The sequence below is a fragment of the Streptomyces solicamelliae genome, from assembly GCF_045348655.1.
Classification (GTDB): Bacteria; Actinomycetota; Actinomycetes; order Streptomycetales; family Streptomycetaceae; genus Streptomyces; species Streptomyces solicamelliae.
In genome coordinates, this window is the sequence record NZ_CP160404.1 from 162,186 (window position 1) to 176,304 (window position 14,119).

General features: G+C 72.9%; 17 protein-coding genes. 7 read left to right on the forward strand and 10 right to left on the reverse strand.

The window, feature by feature from the left end; translation table 11 throughout:
• The first annotated feature begins 6 nt into the window (after positions 1-6).
• From ABZO31_RS00775 to ABZO31_RS00790, 4 genes are all read left to right on the forward strand, one after another.
• Positions 7-396, forward strand: coding sequence for a hypothetical protein (locus ABZO31_RS00775; protein WP_406858841.1), 390 nt, complete (start codon positions 7-9; stop codon positions 394-396).
• A gap of 54 nt (positions 397-450) precedes the next feature.
• Positions 451-588, forward strand: a complete 138-nt coding sequence (locus tag ABZO31_RS00780; protein WP_406858842.1) for a hypothetical protein — start codon at positions 451-453, stop codon at positions 586-588.
• A gap of 73 nt (positions 589-661) precedes the next feature.
• Positions 662-1,738: a right-handed parallel beta-helix repeat-containing protein gene (locus tag ABZO31_RS00785; protein WP_406858843.1), complete on the forward strand. Its 1,077-nt coding sequence runs from the start codon at positions 662-664 to the stop codon at positions 1,736-1,738.
• A gap of 114 nt (positions 1,739-1,852) precedes the next feature.
• A complete protein-coding gene (locus tag ABZO31_RS00790) occupies positions 1,853-2,881 on the forward strand; it encodes a methyltransferase (RefSeq protein WP_406858844.1) in 1,029 nt (342 codons plus the stop codon).
• Positions 2,882-2,968: 87 nt separating this feature from the next.
• On the opposite strand, the gene ABZO31_RS00795 is transcribed toward ABZO31_RS00790, so the two are convergent.
• From ABZO31_RS00795 to ABZO31_RS00825, 7 genes are all read right to left on the reverse strand, one after another.
• Positions 2,969-3,301 carry a TcmI family type II polyketide cyclase gene (locus tag ABZO31_RS00795; protein WP_406858845.1) on the reverse strand — a complete coding sequence of 111 codons (333 nt, stop codon included), beginning with the start codon at positions 3,299-3,301 and terminating at the stop codon, positions 2,969-2,971.
• A gap of 26 nt (positions 3,302-3,327) precedes the next feature.
• Positions 3,328-3,807, reverse strand: a complete 480-nt coding sequence (locus tag ABZO31_RS00800) for an SRPBCC family protein (RefSeq protein ID WP_406858846.1) — start codon at positions 3,805-3,807, stop codon at positions 3,328-3,330.
• A 1-nt stretch (position 3,808) separates the two neighbouring features.
• Positions 3,809-4,069 carry an acyl carrier protein gene (locus ABZO31_RS00805; RefSeq protein WP_406858847.1) on the reverse strand — a complete coding sequence of 87 codons (261 nt, stop codon included), beginning with the start codon at positions 4,067-4,069 and terminating at the stop codon, positions 3,809-3,811.
• Positions 4,070-4,092: 23 nt separating this feature from the next.
• On the reverse strand, positions 4,093-5,343 hold the full coding sequence (locus ABZO31_RS00810; protein ID WP_406858848.1) for a beta-ketoacyl synthase N-terminal-like domain-containing protein: 1,251 nt from the start codon (positions 5,341-5,343) through the stop codon (positions 4,093-4,095).
• Positions 5,340-6,608, reverse strand: a complete 1,269-nt coding sequence (locus ABZO31_RS00815; protein WP_406858849.1) for a beta-ketoacyl-[acyl-carrier-protein] synthase family protein — start codon at positions 6,606-6,608, stop codon at positions 5,340-5,342. The genes ABZO31_RS00810 and ABZO31_RS00815 overlap by 4 nt, the downstream gene beginning before the upstream one ends.
• Entirely contained in the window at positions 6,605-7,063 is a 459-nt protein-coding gene (locus ABZO31_RS00820) for a cupin domain-containing protein (protein ID WP_406858850.1), read from the reverse strand. The genes ABZO31_RS00815 and ABZO31_RS00820 overlap by 4 nt, the downstream gene beginning before the upstream one ends.
• Positions 7,064-7,136: 73 nt before the next feature.
• A complete protein-coding gene (locus ABZO31_RS00825; RefSeq protein WP_406858851.1) occupies positions 7,137-8,264 on the reverse strand; it encodes a SchA/CurD-like domain-containing protein in 1,128 nt (375 codons plus the stop codon).
• Positions 8,265-8,528: 264 nt separating this feature from the next.
• Between ABZO31_RS00825 and ABZO31_RS00830 the strand changes: the two genes are divergently transcribed.
• On the forward strand, positions 8,529-10,202 hold the full coding sequence (locus tag ABZO31_RS00830; protein ID WP_406858852.1) for an FAD-dependent oxidoreductase: 1,674 nt from the start codon (positions 8,529-8,531) through the stop codon (positions 10,200-10,202).
• A gap of 81 nt (positions 10,203-10,283) precedes the next feature.
• Here ABZO31_RS00830 and ABZO31_RS00835 read toward each other — a convergent pair whose 3' ends face one another.
• From ABZO31_RS00835 to ABZO31_RS00845, 3 genes are all read right to left on the reverse strand, one after another.
• Positions 10,284-10,928 carry a dihydrofolate reductase family protein gene (locus ABZO31_RS00835; protein WP_406858853.1) on the reverse strand — a complete coding sequence of 215 codons (645 nt, stop codon included), beginning with the start codon at positions 10,926-10,928 and terminating at the stop codon, positions 10,284-10,286.
• A 151-nt stretch (positions 10,929-11,079) separates the two neighbouring features.
• Positions 11,080-11,559, reverse strand: coding sequence for a hypothetical protein (locus tag ABZO31_RS00840; RefSeq protein ID WP_406858854.1), 480 nt, complete (start codon positions 11,557-11,559; stop codon positions 11,080-11,082).
• Between the two features lie 89 nt (positions 11,560-11,648).
• Positions 11,649-12,482, reverse strand: a complete 834-nt coding sequence (locus ABZO31_RS00845) for an NAD-dependent epimerase/dehydratase family protein (protein ID WP_406858855.1) — start codon at positions 12,480-12,482, stop codon at positions 11,649-11,651.
• A gap of 80 nt (positions 12,483-12,562) precedes the next feature.
• On the opposite strand from ABZO31_RS00845, the gene ABZO31_RS00850 reads away from it, so the two are divergent.
• The gene (locus tag ABZO31_RS00850; RefSeq protein WP_406858856.1) at positions 12,563-13,516 is read left to right on the forward strand and encodes an AraC family transcriptional regulator; all 954 of its coding nucleotides are present in this window, start codon (positions 12,563-12,565) and stop codon (positions 13,514-13,516) included.
• 38 nt (positions 13,517-13,554) lie between these two features.
• Positions 13,555-14,106: an SMI1/KNR4 family protein gene (locus ABZO31_RS00855; RefSeq protein ID WP_406858857.1), complete on the forward strand. Its 552-nt coding sequence runs from the start codon at positions 13,555-13,557 to the stop codon at positions 14,104-14,106.
• Positions 14,107-14,119 lie beyond the last annotated feature (13 nt).

Sequence of the window (14,119 nt, forward strand, 5' to 3'; positions counted from 1 at the left end):
GCACTGATGACGCTCGAAGCGGGCCGGCGCGTGAGGCTGACGACGGAACTTCGGCTGGCCGGATCACTGGTCTCGGACGCGGACTCCGCGGAGGTGTACGGCGGTTCGCTGTCGCTGGCGGCCGGTGTCGAGGGCACGGTGGAGCGCACGGACGGGGGCCGGCGCCCGGAGCCGAGCCATGAGGTCCGCGAGTACGAGCGGCTGAAGTCGCTGCTCGACTCGTTCGGCGCCCAGATGCCGCCGGCCAGCAGGGAGCGGCTCGAGGAGGAGCTCGCGTCGCTGGAACCCGCCTGGACGGCTCACCGCGACCAGGGCCTCGGCATGACGGTCCGCGTCCGCCTCGACAACGGCTTCGTCCTCGACGACATGCCCGAGGGCCTGTTCGCCGGCCTCTGAGTCTTTGAGCCGCCGCGGCGCGTCATGCCGCGGCGCGGTACTGCCGCAGCCGTCGTGACCACCGGCCACACCGGGGCGCTCGTGCTCGACTCGATGCTGCGGCGAGGGCTGCGACCGGTCCTGGCCGGGTGCGACGGGGCCGCCGTGGCCGGGCTCGCGGCCCGGCACGACGTCGGGCTGGTACCCGTCTGACGGAGGGACACCTGGAGCCCGCCTGGAGGAGCAGCGGTGGCAGGCCCGTACCGCCGCTCTTAGCTTCGGCCCTATGACGAAACGACAGATCACCGGCCTGGCATGCGCCGCGGCCGTCGTGACCACGGCGCTCGGCGCCGCCGTCCCGACGGCCGCCGCCCCCCACGCCGGCCCGAAGGTGCACCGGGTCAAGGCCGGCGCCTCCATCCAGAAGGCCGTGGACGCCGCGAAGCCGGGGGACACCGTCCTGCTCTCCCCCGGGACCTACCGCCAGAGCGTCCGCATCACCACGTCGAACCTGACCCTGCGGGGCTCCGGCGTGCTGCCCACCGTCCTCGTGCCGGCCACGACCCCGGCCGCCGACGACTCGTGCGCGAAGGCCGGCAACGGCATCTGCGTGACCGGGACGGAGGCCGCCCCGGTCACCGGCGTGACCGTGCGCTCGCTGACGCTGCGCGGGTACACCTCCAGCGGCCTGTGGTCCACGTGGACTGACCGACTGACGGTGCAGCGCGTCGTCGCCGAGAAGAACGGCAAGTGGGGCATCGGCCAGGAGCGCTCCGTACGGGGCACGTTCACCCGCAACATCGCCCGGAACAACGGCGACGCCGGACTGTTCCTGGCCAACACCGTCGACCGTGAGCACGGCTCCACGGACGCACGCGGCACCACGGTCGGCCGCAATCACATCGCCGGCAACCGGATCGGCATCACCGTGCGGCGGCTGCGGAACGTGACCGTCGAGCGGAACGTGGCGACCGGGAACTGCGCCGGGGTGTTCGTGGTGGGCGACGAGTCCCGGCCGCGCGCCGAGGCGACCGTGCGCCGCAACGACATCAGCGCCAACAACAAGTACTGCCCCCAGACGCCCCGGCTGCCCTTCCTGCAGGGCTCCGGCATCGTCCTCACCGGCGCCGAGGAGTCGCTGGTGGAGCGGAACCGGGTCGTCGGCAACGTGGGCAAGTCCCCGCTGTCCGGCGGCATCGTGCTGTTCAAGAGCTTCGTCGGCGCGGCGAACGAGCAGAACGAGATCCGCGACAACGTGGTGCTGCGCAACAGCACGGCCGACCTCGCCGACCGCGACATCGGCAAGGGCAACGCGTTCGTCGGCAACCGGTGCACGGTCTCCGAGCCCGCCGGCATGTGCTGACCTCCGGCCGATCCGTGCCGACCCCCGGCCGACCTGGGCCGGACCCCGGCCGAAACCGGCCGGCTCCCTGCTGACCCCTCCTTCTCCCTGCGTGAGCAAAGGCAAGGCCAACAGATGACGACGATCGATCCGGCTCCCCCGCCGCCCATGCGGCTGCGGGAGCTCGTCTTCGGGGCGGCGTGCGCCGCCGCCGTACGCGCCGCCGCCCGCCTGGGCGTGGCGGACGCGCTGGGCGACACGCCCACCCCGGTGGAGGACCTGGCCGCGGCCGTGAAGACGGAGCCGCGGGCCCTGCGCCGGCTGCTGCGCGCCCTGGCCTGTCAGGGCGTCTTCGCGGAGCAGCCCGACGGGGCGTTCGCGCACACGGAGATGTCCCGGCTGCTGCGCGAGGACGATCCGCACAGCCTGCGGTACATCGCCCTGTGGTGCACCGAGCCGTGGACCTGGGACGTGTGGCCCAGGCTGGACGAGGCGGTGCGCGACGGCCGGACCGTCTTCGGGGACGTGTACGGGAAGGAGTTCTTCCCGTACCTCCACGAGGACGCTCCGGAGTCCGCGTACGTCTTCAACCGTGCCATGACGACGTCGAGCCGGCAGTCCGCGCAGGACGTGGCCGAACTCCTCGACCTGCGCGGCGTGTCGACCGTGGCCGACATCGGCGGCGGGCAGGGGCACGTCCTGGCGAGTCTGCTGGAGAAGCATCCCGCGCTGCGGGGTGCGCTGCTCGACCTGCCGGGCGTGGTGGGGAACGCCGACCCGCGGCTGCGGGACGGCGGGGCGCTCGCCGGGCGGGTGGAGGTGCTGGCCGGGGACTGCCGCGAGGACATCCCCGTCCGCGCGGACGTGTACATCATCAAGAACATCCTGGAGTGGGACGACGACAGCACCCGCCGGGCGCTGGCCAACGTCCGCAGGGCGGCGCGTCCCGGCGCGCGCGTCGTGGTGATCGAGAACCTGGTGGACGACACGCCCTCGATGCGGTTCACCACCGCCATGGATCTGCTGCTGCTCCTCAACGTGGGCGGCGCGAAGCACACCCGGCAGAGCTTGGTGGACCGGCTGACGGAGGCGGGTCTCGTGATCGGCGCGATCCGTCCGGTCAACGCGTATCTGCACGCCTTCGAGTGCACCGTCCCCGCCTGACGTCCCACCCCGAAGTCCCCCATCCCGAGGCCGCCGGTTCCGCGTCTGACGCGGGGCCGGCGGCCTCGGGATTCTGTTGCGGTCCGCTCAGGTGCGGGGGTCCCGCTCCCAACTGTAGAAGCGGTGCGCCATGGCGTCCTTGGGGCTGCGCCAGGTCTGCGGGTCGTACGCGCTGACGAACGCCGACAGCCGGTCGCTGACGCCCCGGAACTCGGGGTGGCCGGCCAGCTTCGCGATGGCGGGCGCCGGGTCCTGCTCGGCCTCGATGAGGTGCAGGTACACGTCGCCGAACTGGAACAGGCTGCGCCGGGACACGCCGATTAGGTGCGGCAGGTCGCCCCGGTCGGAATCGGCGAACACGTCGGCGATCGCCGGCGCCGAACCGGGCGCCATGCGGGCGACGATCAGGGTGTGGTGCATCGAGCGTCCTTCCTCGGGCGGCGCGGTCAGCGCGCGACCGGCGCCGTCCGGCGCGGGTCGCGGGCGGCCTGCTCGATGCGGTCGCGGATGAGGGCCATCTGGGTGCGCGAGTTGCGGTTGATGTTGTCCGTCATCCAGTCGTCGTCGACCGGGGCGTCGGGCTTCATGGCGAAGTCCTGCACCCAGCGCATCTGGACGCCGCCGGGCAGCTGCACGTACTCCCACTTGATGTTCATGTGGGCGAACGGGCCGGTCTCGACGCGGCGGGCCCGTACGGTCCTGCTGTCGCGGTCCATGGTGCGCTCGGAGACCCAGCTCCAGACCTTGCCGGACTCGTCCGGGTGCATGGTGAGCCGGAACGTCGTCGCCTCGCCCTCGCGGGAGAGCACCTCGACGGAGGCGTACTCGCTGAAGAGGTGGGGCCAGTTCTCGATGTCGTTGGTCATGTCCCAGACGAGGTCGAGCGGGGCGTCGATGGTGATGCTGTTGTCGGTGTGGCCGGACATGTCAGCCTCCGTTCCTGAGGGTGTCGTTGACGAGGGCGAGGAACTCCTCGGGGGTCTTGCAGCGTTCGGTGTCGTTGGGCAGGGACTGCCCGGTGCGGTTCTCCAGCTCGCCGACGATGCCGAGGAGGCCGAGCGAGTCGATGCCGAGCACCGAGAACGGTGTCTGCGGGGACTGCTCGAGCTCGCGGGGGTCGACGGTGACGCCGGCCGCCTGCTTCATCAGCGTGGCCAGTTCGTCGAAGGTCACTGCCGTGGTGATCATGTGTTTCTCCTCCCCGCCCGGCTCTACCGGGCGGACTCGCCGCCGCGGCGCACGACCAGCGCCGCGTTGGATCCCATCAGTCCCCTGCTGAGGACGAGGGCCGTGCGCAGCTCGGCGGGCCGAGCGCGGGACACCACCAGGTCGAGGTCGTGGCAGATGTCGTACACGTTGGGGGTGGGGGGCACCTGGCCGTGCTCCATCGCGAGCACCGCGGCCACGGTGTCGAGCACCGGCGCCGCGCAGTAGCCGCGGCCGATCCCGGTCTTGGGTGCGGTCACGGGTACGCGGGCGGCGTGCGCGCCCAGGGCGTCGGCGAGGGCCAGCGCCTCCGCACGGTCCGCCTCGGGCACGCCCAGGGCGTCGGCGAAGACGACGTCGATCTCCTCGGGGGCGCAGCCGGCCTCGTCGAGGGCGACGCCGATGGCCCGTGCCAGCCCTTCGCGGGACCGGTCCCAGCGGGAGGCGCCGGTGAACGTGGCGCCGTGGCCGGCGATGGTGGCGCGGACGGTGGCGCCGCGGTCGCGGGCCCGCCGCTCGTCCTCGACGACGAGGACGGCGCCGCCCTCGGCCGGGACGAAGCCGCAGGCCGCCGTGGTGAACGGCCGGTAGGCGCGGGCCGGTTCCTCGACGGTGCTGATCTCGGGGTAGCCGAGTTCGCACACCATCGAGTACGGGGCGAGGGGCGCCTCGGCCGCCCCGACGAGCATCGTCGGGGTGCCGCGGCGTACGGCGCGGGCGGCGTGGGCGAGGGCGTCCAGGCCGCCGGCCTCGTCGCTGGCGACCACTCCGCAGGGACCCTTGAAGCCGCCGCGGATGGAGATCTGGCCGGTGGAGGCCGCGTAGAACCAGGCGATGGACTGGTACGGGCCGACGAACTTCGAGCCCTGGCCCCACAGTTTCTGCAGCTCCCGCTGGCCGAACTCGCCGCCGCCGGACCCCGCGGCCGTCACCACGCCCACGTCGAAGGGCGCGTCGGGCACGCCCCGGCCGATGCCCGCGTCGTCGAGGGCGAGCGAGGCCGCGGCCATGGCGTAGTGGGAGAACCGGTCGGTCTGGACGAGGAACCGCTCCTCGATGAGGTCGGCGGCGTCGAAGCCCCGTACCTCTCCCGCGACTTTGAGCGGCAGGTGGTCGCAGCCCTCACGGCTGATCCGGTCCAGGGCGACGACGCCCTCCCGGACGGACTTCCAGAAGGCGTCCGCGTTCTGCCCGTTGGGGGCGATCACACCGATGCCGGTGACGACCGCGTCCGGTGGGCGGCTCGTACTGCTCATCTCGTCCTCCCGCCCGCCCCGGTGAGGAGCACCGCGGACTGGAAGCCGCCGAAGCCGCTGCCGACGGAGAGCACGTTGCGCAGCTTCCGGGGGCGGGCGGTGCGCGGCACGTAGTCCAGGTCGCACTCGGGGTCGGGAGTCTGGTAGTTGGCGGTCGGCGGGACGACCTGGTGCTTCAGCGCGAGCACGCAGGCGGCGACCTCGATCGCGCCGATGGCGCCGAGCGAGTGCCCCACCATGGACTTGATCGAACTCATCGGCGTGTCGTACGCGTGGGCGCCGAGCGAGCGCTTCACGGCGGCGGTCTCGTGCCGGTCGTTCTGCCGGGTGCCGGAGCCGTGGGCGTTGACGTAGTCGACGAGGGTGGGATCGAGCTTCGCCTGGTCGAGCGCGCCGTCGATGGCCCGCGCCATCTCCAGGCCCTCGGCGGTCAGTCCGGTCATGTGGTAGGCGTTGCCGTACGTGGCATAGCCTCCAATCTCGCAGTACACCGGGGCGCCGCGGGCCCGGGCGTGCTCGTACTCCTCCAGGATCACGACCGCCGCGCCCTCCCCCATGACGAAGCCCTTGCGGTCGGCGTCGAAGGGGCGCGAGGCGTGCTCGGGGTCGTCGTTGTCGGGCGACGTCGCCTTGATGGCGTCGAAGCAGGCCATGGTGATCGGGGATATCGGGGAGTCCGAGGCGCCCGCGATGCACACGTCCGCCCGGCCCTCCTCGATGGTGTGGTAGGCGTAGCCGACGGCGTCGAGGCCGGAGGTGCAGCCGGTGGAGACGGTCTGCACGGGGCCGCGCGCGCCGAACTGTTCGGCGACGGTCGAGGCGAGCGTGCTCGGCGAGAACGCCAGGTGCAGCTGCGGGTCGGCGGCCCGGTGGTCGACGTCCCAGCGGCTGCCGCGTCCGCTGACCTTCACGTAGTCGGACTCGAGGCGGGTGGTGCCGCCGACGGCGCTGCCGAGGGAGACGGCGACCCGCCAGGGGTCCTGCCGGCCGGTGTCGAGTCCGGAGTCGCGGACCGCCTCGTGGGCGGCGACGACGGCGAACTGGATGTACCGGTCGGCGTGTTCGCACAGGTCCGGGTCGAGGCCGTGCGCGCGCGGGTCGAAGTCGCATTCGGCGGCGATGCGGGAGCGCAGGCCCGCGGGGTCGAACAGGGTGATGCCGCGGGTGGCGGTGCGGCCTGCGGCCAGCAGGTCCCAGAACGCCGCTGCTCCGGTGCCGCCCGGGGCGACGACCCCGACACCGGTGACGGCGACGCGCCGGGTCATTCGATGGCTCCGTGGACGGGGTCGCCGGCCGCCGCGGTCGCGGGTGCGCCGGCGCCGGCCGCCTCGCCGCCGGTCTCCTCGGTGTCGACGTGTCCCATGCTGGGGTGGGGCGCCAGCGGACCGAGGTGGAAGACCATGCGGGCCTCCGTGTCGCCGACGTTCCGGAAGCGGTGCCGCATGTCGATGGGGATCATGAGTCCCTGGTCGGGGGTGAGCGCGAAGGTCTGCCCGTCCAGGTCCACCTCGAGGTCGCCGGAGACCACGTACACGAACTCCTCGGAGTACGGGTGGTAGTGCTCGCCGATGCGCTCGCCGGGCTGCACGATGGCCAGCCCCATGAAGCCGCTGGTGGAACCCACGGTGGCGGGCGTGAGCATGGCTCTGAGGTCGCCTCCCCGCCTGCGGTTGGGTTCGGTCTCGCTCAGGTTCACGATGCGCGGACGCTGCTTGAGCATGCTTGTTACCTCCGGGTGTGGCAGTGGCGTACGGGGTGGGTGGGGCGGCCGCGGCCGGGGCCGCGGCCGGCCGTCACGAGCCCGCCGCGGTGCGGTCGGTGATGGGCAGCATGTCGGCGTGCGACAGGAGCCGGTTGAGGTTGCGGTCCGTCTGCAGGGAGCCCTCGACGCCGATGGCGGCGCCGTCGAGCAGCCGCTCGAGGACGGCGGCCTTGCGGGGGCCCTTGAGGCCGAGGGCGGCCGGCGGGTCGAGGTCGAGGTCGCCGGTGACGTCGACGAGGCGGACGACGATGTCGTCGCGCTGGAAGACGGTGCTGGCGTGGACGGGGCTGTCCGGGTCCTCGGCGGCGGCCGCGTCCTGCGCGGCGAGCAGCCGGGCCAGGTCCGTGCCGCGGCCCTCCCGGGCCGGGTAGTACAGCGCGTGCCGCCGCAGTCCGCCGGGGGGCGCGGGCCGGGCGGCCGCCACGTGGTGCACGGCCGGGAGCGCGGCACGGGTGAAGAAGACCCGCGCGGACTCGGGGTCGGTCAGGTCGCGGTCCTGCTCCAGGTACGGGTTGACGGCCTCCTCGACCGCCCGTACCTCGGGCTGGCGGGCCACGTGCCGCAGCGCGGCGAGCAGGTCCCCCTCCACCTCCACGGCGCGTACGACGCGGTTGCCGTGCATGAACAGCGAGGTGCGGCGCAGCCGGGTCTTCTCGTCGACCTGGGCCTGCGGCGACTCGTACGCGGCGAGGATCTCCGCGACCTTGGACTCGGAGCCGGGCTTGACGGTGAAGGTGAGCGCGTGGCGCGCCACGCCGTCGCCCACGCGGGCGGCCACCTGCACGCCGGCCGGCCCGGCGTCCGTCGTCCGCGGCCCCTGATGTCCGGTCTCCCGGAGGATGCTGTAGCGCATCGACCGGGTGTCGCGGACGCAGGCGTGCATCGGCTTGACGGTTTCGACGTGCTCCTCGCTGTTCACCCAGGCGAGGAACGGCGGGGCGCTCTCCCACTCACTGGTGATGAGCCACTGCGAGGGGTTCTCGATGGACTGGCAGAGCTGGTCGCTGATGTGTCCTGGCACGGAGGCGACCTGCCGGCGCATGAGTTCGTACGCCTCCAGGAACTGTTCCTGTGCCCCGTCGTACAGGTCGAGCAGCAGGATCACTCTGAGCCTTGCTCCGTCGAACGCCGACTGCGACACGCGTCCCGAGATGGTCATCCGGAGCGCACCTCTTCTCTTGGTCAGGGAGAGTCGGGGGAAGGACGACCGCACCGGCCGGGAGGGACCGAGCCCGTCCAGGGAGGCCGGGGTCGTCATATGCCGATCGTCGACACGAGGGGTGCTCGCGCGCGAGCCCCACGGGGCGGACGAGTGAACTGCGCGTCATCCGGGTGCCCCGGGCATGCGGCTCGGCACGCGAACGGGAATGCATAGGCGTCCCACCCCCCACAGTGGCGTCCTCGGTGACGCCGGAGGCAAGCAATGAACCCACGCGATCGGGCCGGCGAGGCCGGTCACCGCACGGCCGTCCTCATCGCCGGCGGCTCCCTGGTGGGCCTGTCCACCGCGCTGTTCCTGGGCCGGCTGGGCGTGCCGCACATCCTCGTCGAGCGCCATGCGGGCACGTCGATGCACCCACGCGGCCGCGGCAACAACGTGCGCACGATGGAGCTGTTCCGGAAGGCCGGGATCCAGAAGCGCATCGAGCAGGCCGCGTCGGTCCTGGCCCAGAACAACGGCATCCTGCAGACGCCCGCCCTGGTGGGCGGCGCCCGGGGTGACGGTGACGGAGAGTGGCTGTTCAAGGAGATCGACCCGGGCGGCGGGCTGGCGCGCTTCAGCCCCGCCTCGTGGTGTCTGTGCAGCCAGAACGATCTGGAACCGGTGCTCGTGGAGAGCGCCCGGAAGCTGGGCGGGGACCTGCGGTTCTCGTCGGAGCTGATGTCGTTCGAGCAGACCGCGAACGGTGTGACCGCGCAGGTCAAGAGCCGTGAGACGGGCGAGCACACCACGATCCGCGCGGACTATCTCGTGGCGGCGGACGGGCCGCGCAGCCCGATCCGCGAGGCCCTCGGCATCGGGCGGAGCGGTCCGGGCGACCTGTTCCACAACGTCAGCATCACCTTCGAGTCCCGCGGTCTCGCGGCGGTGGTCGGCGACCGGCGCTTCATCGTCTGCTACCTGACGAACCCGGAGGCCGACGGGGCACTGCTGCCGGTCGACAACCGGGAGCGCTGGGTGTTCCACGCGCCGTGGCATCCCGAACGCGGCGAGACGATGGAGGAGTTCACGGACGAGCGGTGCCGGGAGCACATCCGCCGGGCGATCGGCGTGCCGGACCTCGACGTCGAGATCACGGGCCGGGCGCCCTGGCACGCCGCCGAGCGGGTCGCCGAACGGTACGCGGACGGGCGGGTGTTCCTTGTCGGCGACTCCGCGCACGAGATGCCGCCGACCGGGGCGTTCGGCTCCAACACCGGTATCCAGGACGCCCACAACCTGGCCTGGAAGCTCGCCGCCGTCCTCGGCGGCTGGGCCGGTCCGGGGCTGCTCGCCTCGTACGACGCCGAGCGGCGGCCGGTCGCGGTGGCGACGAGCGAGCGCGCGTCGTCGCGGTCGGTCGAGCACAGCCACCCGGGGTACGCGCCCGGGCCCGGCGGTCCCGGGGGCCGGAAGGGCGGCATCCTCAACGTGGTCCTCGGCCACCGGTACCCGCGGGGCGCGGTCGTCGGCGCGGACCCGACGGTACCGGTGGTGCCGGAGGGTCTGCGGCTGACTGGCGAGCCGGGGACGCGGGCGCCGCACGTGTGGCTGGACCTCGACGGTTCGCGGGTGTCGGCCCTGGACCTGTACGAGCGCTCCCTGGTCCTGTTGACCTCGGCCGCCTCGGCGTCCGGCCGGGCCTGGCACGCGGCGGCGGAGACCGTCGCGCAGCGGATGACGGTCCCCCTGGACGCGTACCGGATCGGTACCGCGCCGGACGCGGACCTCGGCCCCGCCGGCGACCAGGAGTGGGCCGAGGCGTACGGGGTGACGGAGGACGGTGCGGTGCTGGTGCGCCCGGACGGCTTCGTCGCGTGGCGGTCGGAGGGCGCGTCGGAGGACCCGGAGACGGCGCTGGGCGACGTCCTGGAGTCGGTACTGAGCAGGGACTGATCGCATCCCTCGGGGCAGCCCCGGCGCGGCGCGCCGGGGCTGCCCCGAGGTGCGGGGGCTCCTCCGGGGTCCGCTACACGGTCACTTGCGCCAGAACAGGTGGTGCGTCACCCCGCTGGGGCTGGGTACGACGTCCAGGTGGAACCGGTCGAGCAGTTCCTCGGGCGACCCCCACAGCCGCAGCCCGGAGCCGAGTTTCACCGGCGAGACGGCGATGTGCATCGTGTCGACGAGGTCGGCGTCGAGGAACTCCCGGATCGTCGTCACGCCGCCGCCGAGCCGTACGTCCTTGCCCCCGGCCGCCCGGCGCGCCTGCTCCAGGACGGTCGCCGGGTCGGCGTCGACGAAGTGGAACGTGGTGTCGGAGAGCGTGAACGCCGGCCGCGGGTGGTGGGTCATCACGAACACCGGTGTGTGGAACGGCGGTTCGTCCCCCCACCAGCCGCGCCATTCGTAGTTCTCCCACGGTCCGCGCTGGGGACCGAACTTGTTGCGCCCCATGATCTCGGCGCCGATGTTCCGCGGGAAGTCGCGGGTGAAGTAGTCGTCGAGCCCGCGGCTGCCCCCGGCGTCCGTGCGCATCGGCCAGCTGGCGGTCGCACCGGCCCAGCCGAACAGCCGTCCGGGGTCGACGTGGCCGAACGGCCGCTCGAGGGTCTGGTCCTCGCCGGCGGCGATGCCGTCGCTCGAGACGGTGAAGTTCTGCACGCGCAGCAGTTGATCCACGGGTGTCTCTCCTGTCGCTGGGTCGCGTCGTAGCCAACGGAGAGGAGACTGTCCCGGCGGACGGAACTCATCGCCCGATCCGTACCCGTTGGGCCGAACGGGGCGTCCGCGTCACCCGTCGGCCCTGCGAACGGGTGACGCGGCGCGGGGGTCAGTGCCGCAGGGCGGCGGCCACCGACGGGGTCACGGTGCCGGACAGCTTGTGCGTGCTGCGGGCCGTGCCGGCCTTGGACTGGCCGGCGGCCACGTCGGAGATCGTCAGGACGACGGTGTCCACGAGCGCGCCGCCGGAGTCCTTGAACACGACCTGGACGGTGAAGGACTTGGCGGAGTCGGCCGTGTTGCGGGCGGTGACCGGCACCGTCGTACGGCCGTCGGAGTCGGTCGCCGCGCTGCCGAGCGTCACCTCGTCCTTGGCGTCGACGCCGTCCTTCACCTCGGCCAGCTGCTGCTTCGCCCGCTCGGCGGCCTTCGAGGCCGCGTCGGTGACGGCCGACGACGCCACGGACGCGGCCTGGCTCACCACGTCCGACACCGGATTGCCGCCGTCGTCCGAGCAGCCCGTCAGGCCGGTCAGAACGACGGCCGCCAGGGCCCCTGCGGCAGCGACACGCGGTCGGCGTCCGGTCATGTCCTTACCCCTCACGTACCAGGTGATCTCTCACCCACCAGGTGATCGACCGCTCCAGTCAAAGGCGTTTCCGCCGTCCCCGCCACCTGTCACGGCTGCCAGATGCCCGTCTGGGCGGTGGCCGTGACGTACGACGCGAAGTCGCGGGGTTCGCGGCCCAGGGCGCGCTGCACGCCGTCGGCGAGGGTGGCGAACCGGCGGGCCTCGATCCAGGAGAAGAGGTCGTTCAGGAGCGCCGTGAAGTCGCCCGGCAGGCCCTCGCGCAGGGCCAGGGACTCGAAGTCCGCCGGCGACACGGGGCGGTACGTGATGTCCCGGCCCGTCGCGCGGGCGAGTTCGGCGGCCACGTCGGACAGGCTCAGGAGGCGGGGGCCGGACAGGTCGTACGACTCGCCGGCGTGGCCGGGCTCCGTGAGGGCCGCCACGGCGACGTCCGCGATGTCCTCGACGTCGACGAACGGCTCGACGCCGTCGCCCGCCGACCACGCCACCTCGCCTTCGAGCACCTGTCCGCGGAAGAACGCGTCCTCGCTGAAGTTCTGCGCGAACCAGGAGGGCTTCAGCAGCGTCCACTCCGCGCCGGACTCCTTCACCGCGCGCTCGCAGGGCAGCTTCTCCTCCCCGGCCGGGACCACCCAGTCGCGGTGGGAGAGCAGGACCAGGCGCTGCACGCCGCTCGACGCGGCGAGCTTGCCGAAGCCGGTCATCGACCGCCCGGCGTCGCTGAGCATGGAGTCGACCAGGTACGCCGCGTCGACGCCCTCCAGGACGGGCTCCCAGGTGTTCTCGTCGGTCCAGTCGAATCGGGTCGGACCCTTGCGGGAGGCCACGCGGACCTCGTGTCCCTGCTGCCGCAGACGGGCGACCACGCGGCGTCCCGTCTTTCCCGTGCCGCCGAGTACCAGAATCGTCTTCTTCGTCATGCGCCCAGTCAACGGGGCGCAGATGAGCCGTGGAATGGCTCAGCCGCTCAGTTCGATGTCTCAGCGTCTAGACTCGCCGCATGGATCCGTTAGCCGGCCTGCTGCACGAAGTCCGAAGCAACGGGGCCCTGTTCAGCCGGAACTTCCTGGCCCCGCCCTGGTCGGTCCGCTACGCCGACGGGACTCCCCTCACCCTCCTCACCATGCTGCGCGGGACGGCGTGGATCGTGCCGGGCGACGCCGAGCCCGTCGCGCTCGGGCCCGGTGACGTGGCCGTCGTGGCCGGTACGGAGCCGTTCGCCGTCGCCGACGAGCCCGGCGCGCGGGCGGCACCGCTGTACGTCGTGCACCCCGACCGCTGCACGGCGGCGGACGGCAAGGACGTCAGCGACGACGTGTATCTCGGACTGCGCACCTGCGGCAACTGCGCCGACGGGCCGAGCGTCCTGCTCACCGGCAGCTACCGGGTCGACGGCCGGGTGTCCGAACGCCTGCTGGGCGCGCTCCCCCGCGTGCTCGTGGTCCACCACGACGAGCCCGGGCCGATCCTGGAACTCGCCGCCCTGGAGATCAGCCGCGACGACCCCGGTCAGCAGGCCGTGCTGGACCGGCTCCTCGACCTGTTGCTGCTGTCCACGCTGCGGGAGTGGTTCGCCCGTCCGGAGGCCGATCCGCCCGCGTGGTACCGGGCCCTCGGCGATCCCGTCGCGGGCCGGGCGCTGCGGCTGATCCACGACCGGCCGGCCCATCCGTGGACGGTGGCCGCGCTCGCCGAGGAGACCGGCGTGTCCAGGGCCACGCTCGCCCGCCGCTTCACCGACCTGGTGGGCCGGCCGCCCATGGCGTACCTGACCGACTGGCGGCTCGCCCTGGCCGCGGACCTGCTCGCGCGGACGGACGCCACCGTCGACTCGATCGCGCGGAAGGTCGGGTACCGGAGCGCGTTCGGGCTCAGCGTCGCGTTCAAGCGCGAGTGCGGGATCCGGCCCAGCGATCATCGCGCGGCGGCGGCGTCGGGAGCGGTCGGGGGCTGACCGGACTACCCGCCGCGCCGGCTTGCTACGGTCGCCGGGTGACGGACTGGGATGCGGACGGCGTACGCGCACGGGTACGGGCCATGGCGGCGGCCGATCCGCGCCTGGAGCGGTTCGGGGCGGACACGCACCGGTACGCGCTGGCGGCTCCGCTGCCAGAGACGGAGATCCGGGCGTTCGAGGAGCGCCACGGGATCGCGCTGCCTGCGGAGTACCGCGCCTTCGTCGCCGAGGTCGGCGACGGTCCCGCCGGGCCCGACCACGGATTGATGCCGCTCGCCGTGCCACGCCCGGAGGCCGGCGACGACTGGGCCGTGGACGGCGAGTGGGAGGACGACCGGCGGCCGGGACGGCTCGCCGCGGCGTTCCCGCTCGCCGAGCCGCGTCCCGGCGCGATCGGCGCCGACACCGAGGCGCTGACCCCGGGCACGCTCATGCTGGGCGAACTCGGCTGCGGGATGTACGTCCGGCTGATCCTCAACGGACCACGGGCCGGCGAGATCTGGATGCTCGATCCGGACTGGGGCGGGTTCACGCCCGTGCACCGCGGCTTCCGCGACTGGTACACGGCCTGGCTGGAGCAGGAGTGAGCGTGGATGGGTG